This is a genomic window from Gracilibacillus sp. Marseille-QA3620 (assembly GCF_054950035.1).
This window is the reverse complement of sequence record NZ_CM143102.1, coordinates 1,846,909-1,861,859: the sequence shown is the minus strand read 5'-3', so window position 1 is coordinate 1,861,859 and position 14,951 is coordinate 1,846,909. Positions and strand designations below refer to the sequence as shown.

Annotated in this window: 15 protein-coding genes; 3 read left to right on the top strand and 12 right to left on the bottom strand. The window is 34.5% G+C overall.

The window, feature by feature from the left end:
- Positions 1-17: 17 nt before the first annotated feature.
- The 10 genes from brxC to ACY8DX_RS09420 form a co-directional block, all read right to left on the bottom strand.
- Positions 18-3,554 carry a BREX system P-loop protein BrxC gene (gene brxC, locus ACY8DX_RS09465; protein ID WP_462406686.1) on the bottom strand — a complete coding sequence of 1,179 codons (3,537 nt, stop codon included), beginning with the start codon at positions 3,552-3,554 and terminating at the stop codon, positions 18-20.
- Positions 3,555-3,572: 18 nt separating this feature from the next.
- On the bottom strand, positions 3,573-4,139 hold the full coding sequence (locus ACY8DX_RS09460) for a DUF1788 domain-containing protein (protein WP_462406685.1): 567 nt from the start codon (positions 4,137-4,139) through the stop codon (positions 3,573-3,575).
- A 13-nt stretch (positions 4,140-4,152) separates the two neighbouring features.
- Entirely contained in the window at positions 4,153-4,749 is a 597-nt protein-coding gene (locus ACY8DX_RS09455) for a DUF1819 family protein (RefSeq protein ID WP_462406684.1), read from the bottom strand.
- 26 nt (positions 4,750-4,775) lie between these two features.
- Positions 4,776-5,027 (bottom strand): TIGR04540 family protein, encoded by a 252-nt coding sequence (locus tag ACY8DX_RS09450; protein ID WP_462406683.1) that lies wholly within the window; start codon positions 5,025-5,027, stop codon positions 4,776-4,778.
- Positions 5,028-5,700: 673 nt separating this feature from the next.
- On the bottom strand, positions 5,701-6,105 hold the full coding sequence (locus ACY8DX_RS09445) for an HD domain-containing protein (protein WP_462406682.1): 405 nt from the start codon (positions 6,103-6,105) through the stop codon (positions 5,701-5,703).
- A 198-nt stretch (positions 6,106-6,303) separates the two neighbouring features.
- Positions 6,304-6,750 (bottom strand): hypothetical protein, encoded by a 447-nt coding sequence (locus tag ACY8DX_RS09440; protein WP_462406681.1) that lies wholly within the window; start codon positions 6,748-6,750, stop codon positions 6,304-6,306.
- 291 nt (positions 6,751-7,041) lie between these two features.
- Complete coding sequence (istB, locus tag ACY8DX_RS09435) at positions 7,042-7,803, bottom strand: IS21-like element helper ATPase IstB (protein ID WP_049669381.1); 762 nt, start codon at positions 7,801-7,803, stop codon at positions 7,042-7,044.
- Positions 7,800-9,053: an IS21 family transposase gene (istA, locus tag ACY8DX_RS09430; protein ID WP_049669382.1), complete on the bottom strand. Its 1,254-nt coding sequence runs from the start codon at positions 9,051-9,053 to the stop codon at positions 7,800-7,802. Before istA ends, istB begins: the two co-directional genes overlap by 4 nt.
- A 56-nt stretch (positions 9,054-9,109) precedes the next feature.
- Entirely contained in the window at positions 9,110-9,403 is a 294-nt protein-coding gene (locus ACY8DX_RS09425) for a VOC family protein (protein WP_462406680.1), read from the bottom strand.
- A 215-nt stretch (positions 9,404-9,618) separates the two neighbouring features.
- Positions 9,619-10,344 (bottom strand): hypothetical protein, encoded by a 726-nt coding sequence (locus ACY8DX_RS09420; protein ID WP_462406679.1) that lies wholly within the window; start codon positions 10,342-10,344, stop codon positions 9,619-9,621.
- Between the two features lie 581 nt (positions 10,345-10,925).
- On the opposite strand from ACY8DX_RS09420, the gene ACY8DX_RS09415 reads away from it, so the two are divergent.
- Positions 10,926-11,936, top strand: a complete 1,011-nt coding sequence (locus tag ACY8DX_RS09415) for a GmrSD restriction endonuclease domain-containing protein (protein ID WP_462406678.1) — start codon at positions 10,926-10,928, stop codon at positions 11,934-11,936.
- Positions 11,926-12,516: a HEPN domain-containing protein gene (locus ACY8DX_RS09410; protein WP_462406677.1), complete on the top strand. Its 591-nt coding sequence runs from the start codon at positions 11,926-11,928 to the stop codon at positions 12,514-12,516. Before ACY8DX_RS09415 ends, ACY8DX_RS09410 begins: the two co-directional genes overlap by 11 nt.
- A gap of 393 nt (positions 12,517-12,909) precedes the next feature.
- On the opposite strand, the gene ACY8DX_RS09405 is transcribed toward ACY8DX_RS09410, so the two are convergent.
- Positions 12,910-13,254, bottom strand: coding sequence for a hypothetical protein (locus ACY8DX_RS09405; protein WP_462406676.1), 345 nt, complete (start codon positions 13,252-13,254; stop codon positions 12,910-12,912).
- Positions 13,255-13,347: 93 nt separating this feature from the next.
- Entirely contained in the window at positions 13,348-14,007 is a 660-nt protein-coding gene (locus ACY8DX_RS09400) for a Slp family lipoprotein (RefSeq protein WP_462406675.1), read from the bottom strand.
- A gap of 429 nt (positions 14,008-14,436) precedes the next feature.
- Between ACY8DX_RS09400 and ACY8DX_RS09395 the strand changes: the two genes are divergently transcribed.
- Positions 14,437-14,820 carry a DUF3267 domain-containing protein gene (locus tag ACY8DX_RS09395; protein WP_462406674.1) on the top strand — a complete coding sequence of 128 codons (384 nt, stop codon included), beginning with the start codon at positions 14,437-14,439 and terminating at the stop codon, positions 14,818-14,820.
- Positions 14,821-14,951 lie beyond the last annotated feature (131 nt).

Genomic DNA, 14,951 nt, shown 5'->3' with positions numbered 1-14,951 from the left:
ATTCCGACATCTCCCGACTATTCAATGAGCTCGATTATTTTATTCGATTTAATTATTTGTTTTAACTTATTAGATAGTGCGTTGATATACTGGTCTACATCTTCTTCTGAACGTAATTCTTTCACTACAATTAATTCAGATGCTCTTATTTTTTGTTTTTGCACCTTTGGTCCATCAGTGCCTTCTTCTCCCTCTAGCCATACCTGAATTTCTCGATTAATCATCCGTTCATATTTTTCCTTAAAATTTGTACTTTGAGGAATTGTTGCATCTACCTTATAAATGTCAGAAAACGTATCTACTTGGCTTAATAACGCAGGATAGTAACGTTCAATTTGTTCTTTAGTTTCAGTAGATACGCCAGATTGTTTCGCTTTTAACATAAGATAATTATAGTCAAACTTAATTTTTTCTTTTGCATCTTCTTTCTTCTCTTTTAAAACATGTTGAAGTTGTTCGTCAATTCCCTTAATTATTTCAGGTATATACTTGATTTTCTCGTAAGGAATTGGATCATTTAATATAGCTGTTAATTGTGTTACAAATTGATTAATATCATTACTCATAAGATACATTTTATTCTCTTCATACCTGTTAATAACTGATAGTCCTTTATCAAAAATATCCTTTTGATGCGTACCAAAGAAGTTCACAATACGATTCATGTTCTCTTCCCAATAAACGAGCTCCTTTTGAAGCTCTTCCAATTTAGCTAAAAATGTTGCATTATCTAATCCTTTATGGAACTCATCAAAATACTCTAAGCCTTTATCAAGCAAGCTCATACCAGGATATTTTCTACCTTCATAACGAGCCTTAAATTCATTTATTTCAGCGACTTGATTATCAAAGAGAATTCTTATTTCTTTTACTAAACCGTCTTCATCATCTGGCAAGTCTGTTTTATTAAAGACTTCTTTACAAACTTTTTTAGCTATTTTAATAAGTCTTTCATCGGGTCTTCTTCGTTTTAGAATAATCCCTTTATCTGATTCATTTGTTTTTGTTAGTACCGTTACAATTTTGCTTGCATCCGATTCTAGCTCTAAATACTCGGAATTATAACGAATTCGAATTTTTTGGTCTTTTAATAACTCAGCCATCATTCGTTGAATATCAAGTTCTCTCCATCCATAAGGTTTATCGTGATAACGGTCTATAATCATTTTGACTCGTATTTGTTTTTGAATTGTATCTTGTAGTTTAATAAAGTCAAAAATTTCTTTGATAGCTAATTCATTTGGTACTTGTTTTATTTCTGCACTAAAGGATATTTGCTTCTCTTTGGAATTTAATATCATAAGAAGCTCTCTTTCACTTTCTAAGAAATCCTTTACATAACCTAACTTCGTATATACATTGTCAACTAACAAGTGTATAGCCATATTAATTTTTTCTCTTACAGTGGATCCTTTTATCGACACGTTGTCGCCGTTTATGAAGAAATGTCCATTTTTTATAGCTTCTTCTAACAATTCACGTATTCTACGTCTTCTTTCACGCACCTCTGCTTGTTTATTGTTTAAAATGTTCTGAATGCTTTCCGGAAGCTGGGTGATGTTCTTTTTCTTACGATACTCTTCAATTTTTAGAACTTCTTCCATTTCTTCTATATAGGCTTCATTGCCACCAAGTTTAATAATTAATTCACCATGTCCAGATGACATCATCATTAATTCCTGTTCTGACTTTAAGTAGTAATCTGATAACGGTGATAAGAAATTAATTCCAATACTTGAAGTTTGATTGCCATAATTCTTCTCATCCATTTTCTGATTATAGGAAAAAGAATACATAGGTGAATAACGATATTTTTTCTCGTCATAGATATCTTGGAAAATATAGTTGGCAAGTTCTCTTTTGATAACATCCTCATCTATATTAATAGCCTTAATCTCTCTGTTGATATCTTGCTCATCGTCTGTTAGAAAGATATAGAATTCACCATTTTTCTGAACAAGCGTTTGTGAAATTAGTTTTCTTAAAGATACTTTAATTTTTTCTTTCAACTCTAATTTATCCTCATCAATGCTTGTAACCATGAGCGTCGCAATATTGTCAAGATTTGCAGGAAGCTCTTTAATATATTTAATCATAAACAACACTTTCAAGACGCTAATATTAAATTCATCATCTTTAAGAGCTGGGTTTTCGTATGCTCCCTCAATTACCCTTGAAATGGTCGGATTAAGAAATTCTTTGATTGTATCGTAGAAGGCGTAGAATGGAATTAATACACCTTCTTCCTCATCCTTAAAGTATGCAGCTGCTTCTTTAAATGCAGATAACATGGAACGTTCACCTTCCGATAAATGCTTACCAGAAGAACCATGCCTTCTCACTTGTTCAAATACATTTTGCAGTAGTTTAAATTGATAAGGAATAAACGGATAAACGTCTGCGAATTCTTGTTCATTATCATAGCCCCGTAAATCTGCTGTGCTATCTTTAAAACTGATCAGGTTCTTCAAGATGGCGCTTTTCTCAAGATAAATCAATTTAAGTTTGTCATTAGCAAAGTCTTGCTTTAAAAGGATACGTTTCTTGATAACTTCATCGACTGAAATAGAAGAAAGTGATAGCCTTGTGTCAAATCGGCCCTGAATACGTGAAAAGTCATCACCTTTCACTTTAACAATACTATCGATGCTTTCTTGGGAAGTAACCATAATCCATACTTTCCCTTGGCAATACGTCCCCAAATCCTCAGCTACGGTTTGAAGATTAAGCATAAGACTCCGACTATCTCCAATAAATTGACCAATTTCATCTACTAAAAAGACAAGATGAAAATTATTGCCCTTTTTATCTATATATTCTTTTACATCTTTAGCAAATTTTTCGATACTAATTTCAAAATTATTAACACCATTCTCGAACCAGTTTCGTGCCGACTCTTCGCTCATGTCAGTTACCTTTGTTAAAGCTCCAATAACATAGTCTGCATCAAAATAGAAAGTATTACGGCGTTCTGTCCATTCTTCACCTGAAAGCACCTTAAACTCGGCTTTAAATTCTTCATAAACATCTTTTTGATCCAAGTATTTCTCCATCTCTGCAACGCCTGGAATATCTCCAAAATAACCCCTATGCTCATAGAAAACTTTCATAAACACGCGAAGAATTGCATCCTCTTTCGATTTACTATCCATAGAAGCCTTAGAATCAATATTAAAAAGAATAACTTCTGTTTCTACATCTGCAGTTCGATTCATATTTGCTAAAATTAGAGGATCTTGTATCTTATTTTGAAAGAAAGAAATTGCCCTTTTACCTTTTACATTTTTGTTTTCAAGCAAATAAGCAAGGATTTTCAAAAAATGCGATTTACCACTACCAAAAAAACCAGAAATCCAGACACCCATTTTATCTGTAAATCCATCTATCCCTTTTTGATAGTTCTCATAAAATTTAGACAAGTGCTTATTTAACTCTCTTGTTACGACATATTCATCAAGTTCCTGATAAATATTGTCCTCGTCTGTCTGTGCAACTTTAATAACGCCTCTTATATCTCTTTCGATATCTTTTTGAAATATATCTTTAATGAGCATCTTGTATCCCCCTATTCTCTAATCCACTAATGGAAAGGCTCGGTAATAGTTGTCATCCTTAAATTTATTAAATAATTGAAGTGATTGACCGTCATATCTTCCTGGAAAAAACATAATTACAGGTATTTTATCAATCACTTCTTGAAGATTATTTAATATTGTGTGTGAGCGAACAAATGGATAAACCTTTCCTACACCTGTTATAAACACAACATTATGATTGCCTAATTGCCCACTCATTTTATTTAAAAAAACTTCAGGCTTAGCAAAGGTCGTCATTGCTTTGTATAGAGCATTTTTGCCCTGCTTCTCTTCCATTTGAAATACTCGATCAAAGATTCGTTTCTCTTTTACAATCTCAAGCAACATTTTATATAAATCGAATTCAATAATCTTGCGATCAGAGTATTCATAATTAAATTCTTTTTTGATATGCTTCACGTAATCACGAACCACTAATTCCTCACACGGTTCATAGTCGAAAATATAAAAACTAATTTCATTACCAAGCCCTCGACCATGAATGAACTTGTCCTCTTTAATTTTTGGAATAATTTTATCAAGTCTTCGATAAATTTTCGGCATATGTAATATCCTCTCATTCTCCCATTGCTTTTAAATATGCAATGTCACCTATATATGTCAGGTGACACCTTATATCTTCATCAACTAGCAACCTGCTCAATTCACCTGATTTTTTATCTCGTAACAAACCCGCCTCATAAAGCAATGTCATATAAACCTGTTTCAATTTATTTATTGTTAGTTCAGTCCATTTTGCCATCTTCTCATTTTGTTCTGCCTTTGTAATGAAGAAACAGTTCAAATCTTTCTTTTCAAGCAAATAATTATTTGAATCCAATTTTTCTCGAATGACTTCATTCATAAATTCAAAAAAAAGTTTGTCCGTCTTCATAATGGCATAAAGGTTAATGATCTTTCCTACTTCTAAGGGGCTATTTAATATCAAATCTTGAAATGTTTCATCTATTGCATTTGCTCTTCTAATAACTGAAGGTACTGCTCTCTTTAGACTGGAAGTTACTCTATATTCAAAGATATTATCTTCGATTACCTTTTTCTTAATTTCAGCATCAGAAAGTCCTTCTTTTTTGAGTTTCAACACTTGCTTAAGTTCGTATAGCAAAAATGAAGCTCCCGTCAATATTGCACTATATTCTAATTCTTTAGTCATACATCCGATTCCTCCTACAGTAGTAATTATATATCACTATCTGTATCACTTTTAATAATTCTTTCAATAACTTCAAGCCTTCTTTTTCCACATTGTTGCTTAAGAACCGAAGTGAATTTTCCCTCTTTTATTATTTTACTCGTATTATTTATGTACACATCATGAACACTTTTAAAAAGCGTATCTTCATTGATTTCATTATTCCAATAAGCATCCACTATTTCATTTAAAGACACTGCAAGATCCCTTTGTGTTTTATAAAAGAGTTTTACTTGCATAACAAATCACCTCAAATAATATCTATAGCATTCATGATCCATTCTTATCTTATTCTTAGTTTATTCTTAGTTTATTCTGTTTACAAGTGATGTTATAATACATACTTCTAGCCTATTCAGAAATTCCCAGCGAAGCATGAATTATTATAAAGATGACTACACAATCTCACAGGTTATTTGTGATGTTCTTACCAGCAGCTTCGTATTTTGGGTTCCATCATTTGTTTCACTTACTGAATGGTTACTTCATTTTTTCAATAATTTCCACATTTCCTACCTTCACAACAATCTATTTTAACTGGAAAATGCGTCTTGAAAATAACATTGGAATAAGACTTTGACCAAATATATAGTGTCATCCTTTTCTTCCTTAAATTCATTTAGGTTTGGTTCGCTTTTCTCCTCTCATAAGCTTTTGACAGTTTATAAGTTTTTTCTTCATTCACTTAGTTGGTAAATGTCCCATCCCCATTCCTAGTACTGGCAATGGAAATCGTTTACCTCCCAGAAATCCTATGAACATGACCCATCATCTTTATCTAATATTCTTCAGTCTTACTCGTCCCTCTTCTTTAGTTGAAAGCGAATATTCTAATACTTTCAGGGTTCTCAGAGTTCTGTAAAAAGACAAGGTGTTCTCAATAGGCTTGGTTAATCAGCCTAGAAGGACGGGTTAACGAAAAAATGTTGTTACCAGTTGTTTGTATTCGTGAAAGTACTTAGGTACTTCATCATCGTTTAACCCATGCATCATATTTTGGGCAATACTTTCAAAGTACCACTTCTGTTTCTCTTTTCCTCGTTTAAAAAATGACCACAAATCTTCCCCATATGTACTATAGTCTTCAACTAAGCAGGAGAGGTTATCGAGTTTATCTGCAACAATCAGCGCTCTGATTTCTAGAGGAACACATTTTATCGAATCTATTGTATGTTGTTTTCTCATTTCCCAAGAATGATCTTTATTTTCAGTGTTGCCCTTCACTATTTCTGCTACTTTGTCACCAAATTCTTTTTGGATTTTTTCCATGGTTACATCTGTATCTTCTACTGTGTCATGTAAAAATCCAGCGGCCACTGCATACTCAGGAAACCCTGCTTGTTTTTATGTTTCAGCGACTCTTGTCAGATGTGTAAACATCGGAATGTCACTGGTCTTTCTTGTTTGTCCTTCGTGGGCTTTTTCTGCAAACTTTCTTGCTCTTTCGGATAATTCCATATCATTTCCCCTCCATTTACGATTAAATGTATAATGTTTTAATTTGTTATCTACTATTTAATCCCACAAGTACTTTATCTTAGGCAAAGTTAAGCGTGTACTCTTGCACTTTGGGCATTCAAGGTCGAGGAGAGAAATATCGTCTATATCGACTCTAATTAGTTCTTTTCCATACTTGTCAAAGTAAGTAGGGATATACACTTTCCTTTGTCCATCGTCTTCCAGATAGTACAATTCAAAATAAAAGCGAGAGCAAAGCCTCTTACAAGATTCAGAGTAATAAATGGCGAAACCATAATGATCAATTTGTCCATGTTTTTTATTCACAATCAACTCAACTTCATCTAGAACCCTTAAGCTCTCAATTGATTGAACCCACATATTATCTTCGTTGGTTTTGTATACAACCTCAAAATTCCTTGGAACATACGCACTCCCTACTCCAGCTACAAGATCTAAACTATACTCACAATCCTGGCAATAACAATGAAGTAACGCACCCAACTTAGTCACCTCCTCAAATTATAAAAATATATCAATATAATTCACCTTTTAAGAACGACCTATAAACTACATATTGTTTTTCTTCATAATTAACTTATGCTTTATACTACGATTTCAACTTCTATATATTGAAATAATCAGTTTAAAACAATTTAAGAATATCAATTTAAAACACATATGTACCCTTCGGAAATGTGCCTCTCAACAAAAAGAAGCTTGATTCCCCTAAGAGTGTCAATACCGTTTTAGTTTTCCCCACTATCACCGGAATAAAATTCCCCACTGATGCCGTTACTTCGATAACGCTGCTGGATAAATCCCAGCCTTTTTCTTTTCCTTCAAACGATACGAATCTCCTTTGATATTGAAGGTAACCGCATGATGAAGGAGTCGATCTAAGATGGCAGTCGCTAAGACATCATCCCCAAACACTTTGCCCCATTCTATATATGATTTGTTCGAGGTCAAAATCATCGCTCCATGTTCATATCGCTTGGATACCACTTGAAAAAAGACATTTGCCGTCAACTCGTCAAAAGGAAAGTATCCCACCTCATCAATAATCAATAAATCTGGACGGCTCCATTTTTGTGCCAATTTAGGAATGCTTCCTTTTGTTTCTGCCTTACGGCATTCTGCCACCATTTGGTCAGCCGTCAAAAACAAGGCGGTATGTCCCTTTGCCAGAGCTTCTAAGGCAAAAGAGAGGGCGAGATGGGTTTTCCCTACACCAGGTGGCCCTAAAAGAAGACGATTCTCTCCATTGGCAATAAACCGGCAGGTAAGGGTTTCCTTTACACGTTGCTCATTGATGCTTGGCTGAAACGTAAAATCAAAGTCATGAATGGTTTTGGTATAAGGAAGTTTGGCGCGCTTGATTCGATTTTCTAATTTAGCTGATTCTCGACGTTCCCATTCCTGTAAAACAACCGTGTGCAGAAAATCAAAATATGATACATTATGGGTAGAAGCATTCTCTACCAGATCATCCAATTGACTGGCTGTGTCATGCCAGCCCAACTGGATGAGTCGTTCTTCAAGGCTGGATTTCATTCTGATTCATTCCCCTCGAGTGCGGCGTAGGTGGCTAGAGATCGAGCTTCCACCTGTGGAGTAGAAGGACAGAAATCCGGGGTCGGCAAACCAGGGGAGTTCTGTTGTTTCTGCTCTTTTTGTTGTTCTTCTGACTTCTCATAGTGCTCCAACTGAATATGCATATGTGCTTTTCCTGTCATAATGGGATGTTGGGCAATGCGGTCTTGTGCATCGTATATTTCCAACTGTTTGTCCAATGTCACTTTCAACTTAACTTTCTGACCGGCATACCGAAAAGGGACAGAGTATTTCTTTCCTAAGTAAGAGACAAAGCAATCTCTGCTTACCTCCCGCACTTCCCAATGGCTTGTTGGGAATAACGGCTTTATTCCCCAGGCTTGAAGCTGTGGCTGTTCCGTTTGCCAACGCTGAACCGGCGGTTCTTGTGTCGTTTCATTTTTCTTTTTATTAGCTGTTTTGTCCAACCATATCTGTATGTCATGATTCCATGCTTCCAGCGTAGGTTCATGTTTTCGTTGAAAGAAATTTTTCTTTAGGTAATCCACCGTTCTTTCTACTTTTCCTTTCGTCTGTGGGCGGTAGGGTTTACAAGCTTTCGGGACGACCCCATAGTAGGCTAAAAAATCTTCAAACGTACGATTAAAACGAATCTCTGTTGGACTGTGCTTTGTCACGACGGTTTTCATATTATCATAGAGAATCTGATTCGGAATGCCGTTAAAATAGGAGAAGGCATTCATGTGACATTTCATCAATGTTTCGAGCTTCATATCTGTCGTAAACTCAATATACTTCATCCTGGAATACCCCAGAATCATGAGAAAGGCATAAACCTTTTGTGGATGACCATCCATCACTACTTCACCGACTTCCGCCCAATCCATTTGAGCTTGCTTCCCAGGAGGTGTCTCAAATCGCCTAGTGGCCTGTTTCTTTGGTTGTGCCCGGAAGGGCTGCACAAAATCTCGTAAAATTGTACTCTTCCCCTCATACCCCATTGCTGTAATTTCTTCAAGCAAGACCACGCAATTTGTGGTTCCTTCCTGAATTCTTTGTAAGAGATACGCCTTATAGGGATCTAACTTGCTTTTCCGTTTCATTCTCGATTTTGAAGAAGGTGTTTCTTCAGAATGAATATATTTTCGAATGGTTTTTCGGTCGAATCCTGTTTCCTCTGAAATAGCTGATAATGTCCATCCTTTTTGATAAAGTTCTCGAATCATTATAAAATCCCCCATTTTCAACATCGACGATCCCTCTCTTTTGTAGTGATACGTCGATTATCCGTGATTAGTGAGGAATTTTAAATCGGTGTTATTGAGTATTTTAACTCCGGCAGTGACAAAGAGGACCAAATTACCTTTTTCATTGTTTCTTTCACAAATGACAGGCTGTCTTTCTTTTCTTCAAAGAACTCATCTACACTGTTAACCCGGAACACTCCACCCGCTCCAAGGTCATGTTCATCATTCTCGATCAGCAGCTGCACGTCAGTTCCAAGCAACTGGAGCGCAATCGCCTGGTCTCCCCTACGCCAAGCTTCTTCAAATCCAAGCGTATCACGGTAATACGATAGAGAATCCATTAGGTTATCCACGGGATCATACAGAAACAATTATTCATGAATTTCATCCTCTATGAAAAATCTGTTATGTAGACGATACTTAAGGAAGCTTTTACTGTAACAAACTTACCTGTATTTGTGGAACAAGATAATCCGGGTGGTAACAGGCACATTTTAAAACTTACAATAAAAAAACCTCCATTTTTGTAGATGGAGGTAGGGTTGGTAATAGTGTGCATATCATTCTGTCAATATAGTCTTTTTTGTCCCAGTCTATTATCATTTTCCTTCTTTAATTTAAAGTATTCTAGTCCTTGATTAAAACTAATCTTTTTTAATTCATCGGTAGGATAACTAAAATTGATGAATGTTGGACCATCCATATTAGATGATTGTTCTCCGCTATATTTGGCCATTCTTTTTATTAAATATCTATAAAAATCATTTATATCATACCGATTCTCTTTTAATTCAATAATAATTCCCATGATATAACCATAAATATATTCAGCATATTCTAACGTTTTGTTAAATTTAGGTATTTCACCTTTATGGATTACATTATTTCTAAACGACACCCAGGGATTACTAATGGACGGTGGAACTTTTTTCATGTTTGATAAATACAAATAATAAAAAGCACCTGTTTGTCTCTCAGATTGTTTAGCAACCAACTTCCATGTTTGAGTTATTTGGTCATCAGGGTGATCACATAGGAAAAGTTCTATACAATATTCTTGAAACCTTTCTAATGAAGCCGCGAAACTTGATACCGCTTCTCTAGTATATCCATCTAGCAGAGCCATCATCCCCAAATCATACAAAAGCTGGAATGTGTGAAGTTGTAATATAGTTATGTTTTGATGTCCTTGTTCGCAAGTAAATTCATAAACGCCTGTATCCTCAATTTCCACTTCAGTATACATCGGACCCTCATTCAACACACACTTATTGCAAATCATCAATGTTTTCATTAATTATCCTCCAAATGGGTTATACAATTATGAATATAACACATTTAATGAATAATTAATCATTCAATCGATACAATTTTTTACAATTAAATTAGATCATTTTATAAATATACCTTTTCTAATTTTACTGTAAGCACCCTCTGCATAATCTGTATGCGAGTATATATCAAACGTTATACCCACATTAGCATGCCCAACCTTTCACTCACAATCTTTAGATTCACTCCTTGCTTCATAAGGATAGTTTTCATTCGTATGTCTCGTCTTAATCCATGTAATGAAATCCGTTTATGACAAGCAAATTTTCGGGTGGTGACAGACACATTTATTAGTAGTTCATCTTACTGCCAAACTATCGAAACCACTTCCCTTCGAAAAGTCAATAGGAATAAAAGATTTTTCAAAATAAATCTTTCACTAATTTAAAATTAATCACTTTTGGTTTATTTGAAGCTTATATCCTAATAAAATTTCAAACATCTGTTAATATTTACCATGAAATATATTATAATATTTATATCACTAGTAAAGCATTGTACATTTCCTTTACTATGATCAATAAGAATAAAAGGGGTAATGGAATGGAAATAGGAAAATCTTTAAATCTGTATCCAATAGACTATCCATTTGAGACATTAATAGATCGTGTAGATAAAGGGGCTTTAATTTTGAATCCAGATTTTCAAAGAAGCTACAAATGGAATAAGAAAAACGAAGAAAAAACATCTCGATTTATTGAATCGTGCTTAATGAGGATACCCTTACCGGCATGTTATTTTGCTGAAAATGATGAAAAAAAACATATTGTTATTGATGGTGTTCAAAGAATAACCACTATTAAACGATTCTTAAACGATGAATTTAAATTAGAGGGTTTAACACATTATGGGGAGCTTAATGGTAAGAAATTTAGCCAACTTGGAGATTTCCAAAGTGATTTAGAAACCTATACTATTAGGTGCATTGTCCTCCGGAAAGATAATAGTAAGGAATTAATTAAAGATATATTTGCACGTTTAAATCAAGGAGCTGTTGAACTTACCAACCAAGAAATTAGACATGCTATGTATCCAGGAACATTTAATGATTTACTAGGTGAATTAGCTAAAAATAAAATCATAACCGAATTTGGAAACGATAATCAAAAAGATGGCTTGCAAGGAGAAGAACAAGTACTTAGATTTTTCGCTTTGGGTGATGATTTAGAAGAATATGACGGAAAGTTATCAAAATTTCTAGATATATACATGGAAGATAATCAGAATCCATCAAATGAGGAGATTGAAGAATTTAGATCTTTATTTCAAAATACGTTACAAAAATGCATCTTGGTTTTTGGTGAGATTAATATATTCAAAGATATGACAAGAGAACGTCCAAAACAGAGTATGGTATATTACGATCTTTTAATGTGGTCATTTCAAACATTAGAGTTAACTTATATCGAGGAGAAAAAGGGTTCAATAGAGCAGAAGTTTGAACAATTATGCAAATTAGACGAGTTTCAGAGAACATTATCCGGTGGCACACAAAATAAGAGTTCCATATTACGTCGAAGAAGTTTGTGGAGAGAAAAATTAAATGAGATCTAACACAAATGTGTATCTTAAGTACTTCCAACAATTTGATGAATTAGTCACTTTAATAAACGAATCTAATAATAGAGTTGTTCAAATTGATTCAGATACTTTATTTATGGAACATTTAAACCTATTTACTAAATCTTATTTAGTCATGTCTGTTACCTATCTAGAATCTTATTTAAAGGAAGTCTGCTTATTGATTGTAAATCATATCGATAGGAAGCTTTTAGCAAATCCTCTTCCCCAAAACATTATTAAATGGAGCATACTGCGAAAAAAGGATAAGGATAATCAATTCATCCCATTTTCTTTAAACATCCAAGCAAAAGATATAGATGATGAAATTTCTGGGAATGTTCACAAAACAATCGCTCTATTCGCTAATTTAGGGATAGATTTACTTTCTGTAGAAAGATTTCAAAACAATAAAGACAAAATAGCCAGCATAGTAATTAAAAGAAATGATATCGTTCACCACAATGATGATGCCAGTGATTTATCCTTTTCAGATATAATTATAAATATAGATATAATTAAAGAATACATTTTAACAATTGATAATGAAGTTATTAATTTTATGACTGTATAATTTATTTATTCCAAGTAACATTTTGTTTATGTATTGTATTTAGCATATTAATAATAGACCCTAACCCACCCACCAGTAATTAATACATAATCAGGCTGCACATAAATTGCACAGAATTTCTAGAAATAATGGAATTAAGAGATTCAGCTTGTATAAATAATCACCAGCATCCTGAAATAATGGACTGTTTGGAATCTATACATGCATATTATGAATAAGATTCAGAATAGTAAATTGACAGTGTGGTGACCGCTGGTTCGTCCCCAGTCGGAATCATAACTTTTATAATGCTCAAACCTTTCATACAAACAGGTTTGAGCATCATAAATTCAAAATGGTGAACATAATAATGTGGGACATATCATAACCTCCGCTCCATCTCCATGTTCCCACCTATCCTTCTTTCATAAATCCATATACAGCTCCTAATAAATTTGCATCTTGCCGGAACTTGCAGGGTCCAATAGTAGGTTTTATTTTCGCTAGGTCAATGGCTGATAGGATTCCATCTAGTTTTCGATTAATATGGATAATTAAATCTTCTCTTGCGCTGATGCCGCCGCCAATTAAGATAAGCTCTGGGTCATAGAAGTATTGAAATGTTTCACCAATGAATGCATTCAAAAAAGTCTCGACATGCACGAAGCCCTGAGAACCGACATGCTGAGCCAATCGTACGAGGAGAAAAATAATTCGGGTGGTGACAGGCACATTTAATGGAATGTATTTTCCACACATATAAGAAAATGAAGACTTAACCCTCTATTACATCATAGCTTTTCAGAAAGAGAATAAAAACCCCGAATAGACTCTGCTATTCGGGGGTAATCCTTATTCAATTTCATCTGCTAATAATCCTGGTACACTAATCTCCCACCCTGCTTGTGAAGTATAGCTGTATTCTCCAGAAATAGTACCATATACGGTTACTTCGTCATCCTCCACAAAATCAGTAAGGCCATCGTATTCAACAAAGATTATATCATCATAATTATAACCAAACTCATCCTTTGTAACTGCTAGGCGAATATTAGTATAGTCATCATCTTCGATTATTTGGACTATCTGTCCATAATATTTTACATATTCACCTTCATATCGATCAGGGTTTTTCTTGAGTTGGGCATATTCAATTGGCTTTGCATTAGCTTTTTTTTCAGCTGCCTTACGCTCAGCTTCTTCCTTAGCCTTTTTTTCTTCCTCGGCTTTTTTCTTAGCTGCAGCCTCTTCTTCAGCTTTCTCCTTTGCTGCTTCTTCAGCTTTAGCTTCTACTTGAGCTTTCTCTTCAGCAGTTAATTCTTTTTCAGTAGATGGTTGAGTGAATCCAATGATAATAAATATTAGAAAAATTACACCAAATGAAATACCCGCTTTTTTAAAGTGCTGTTTTGCAGTACCATTCTTTTTAAAAACGGCTATAAACCCTTTTATTATGTAAACAAATAACACAACTAAAGCTACCAACAATAATAGTACCAACAGAGTATCCACCTTTATTCCCCCTTTAGTAAATATCATTTTATTCTATTTAATTATATCAAAATAATTAATAATTTTGAATTTAATTCCCCCTCAAATTAATAGCCTTTGAACTATATCTTTCTAAACTGTTATAAATTATTAAATATCAAAATAGATCAAAAAACTCCTTAAGGGGTTTTCACTACCGGGGCATCTGCAATCACTATTCGAAAGGACCAACCAGTGACCAAAACCAACCTAGCCAAACAAAAAAGCTCAACATGCACGAAGCCCTGAGAGTCAATCGTATTAGGAGAAGATTTACACGATATCTGTGTTAAAAGCTAATATTTATGCCCTCTTAATTATGCTGACATTTATCTTTCCTTTATCTATCCTGTATTTAAACATATAGGGTAAATTCATTTTCACAGCAGACTTAGTCACATTTGTCATCGTGTGGTGGCTTTCTTCATCTCCATCCTAGCGCATTCAATCATCCACAGATTTCCATTTGCAACTTTTTGTCAAAATGCGGCGAAGAGCATTCACTACGGCATACTCTGGAACAGCCTCACTCCCTATTGCCATTGCAGTGAACCGCTTAAGTTTAAGCACTACATCACCGGAGGGTTGATGCCGTTTCTCATTCTAGGACTTGGGATTAGCAGTCTAGCCATCATCCTCGGAAATGATACTGTCCTCTCAATTGGACTATTAAATATTCTGGCCGCTGGCGGTGATTTGCTGATTGCTGTTTATCTGTTGAAATACAGGGATGCCGTGATTATTGACCACCCTAATGATATTGGTTTTATCGCCTACATACGAAAAGACGCCTGATTCCTTAGGGAACAGGCGTCTTTCCTTTATACCTTAATCAGTTGTGATCATGGATAACTATAACACTCGGTAAGCATCTTTATGATCGGGAGAGTGGCAGACACGATCTCTAATGCTGAAACTGCATTTTA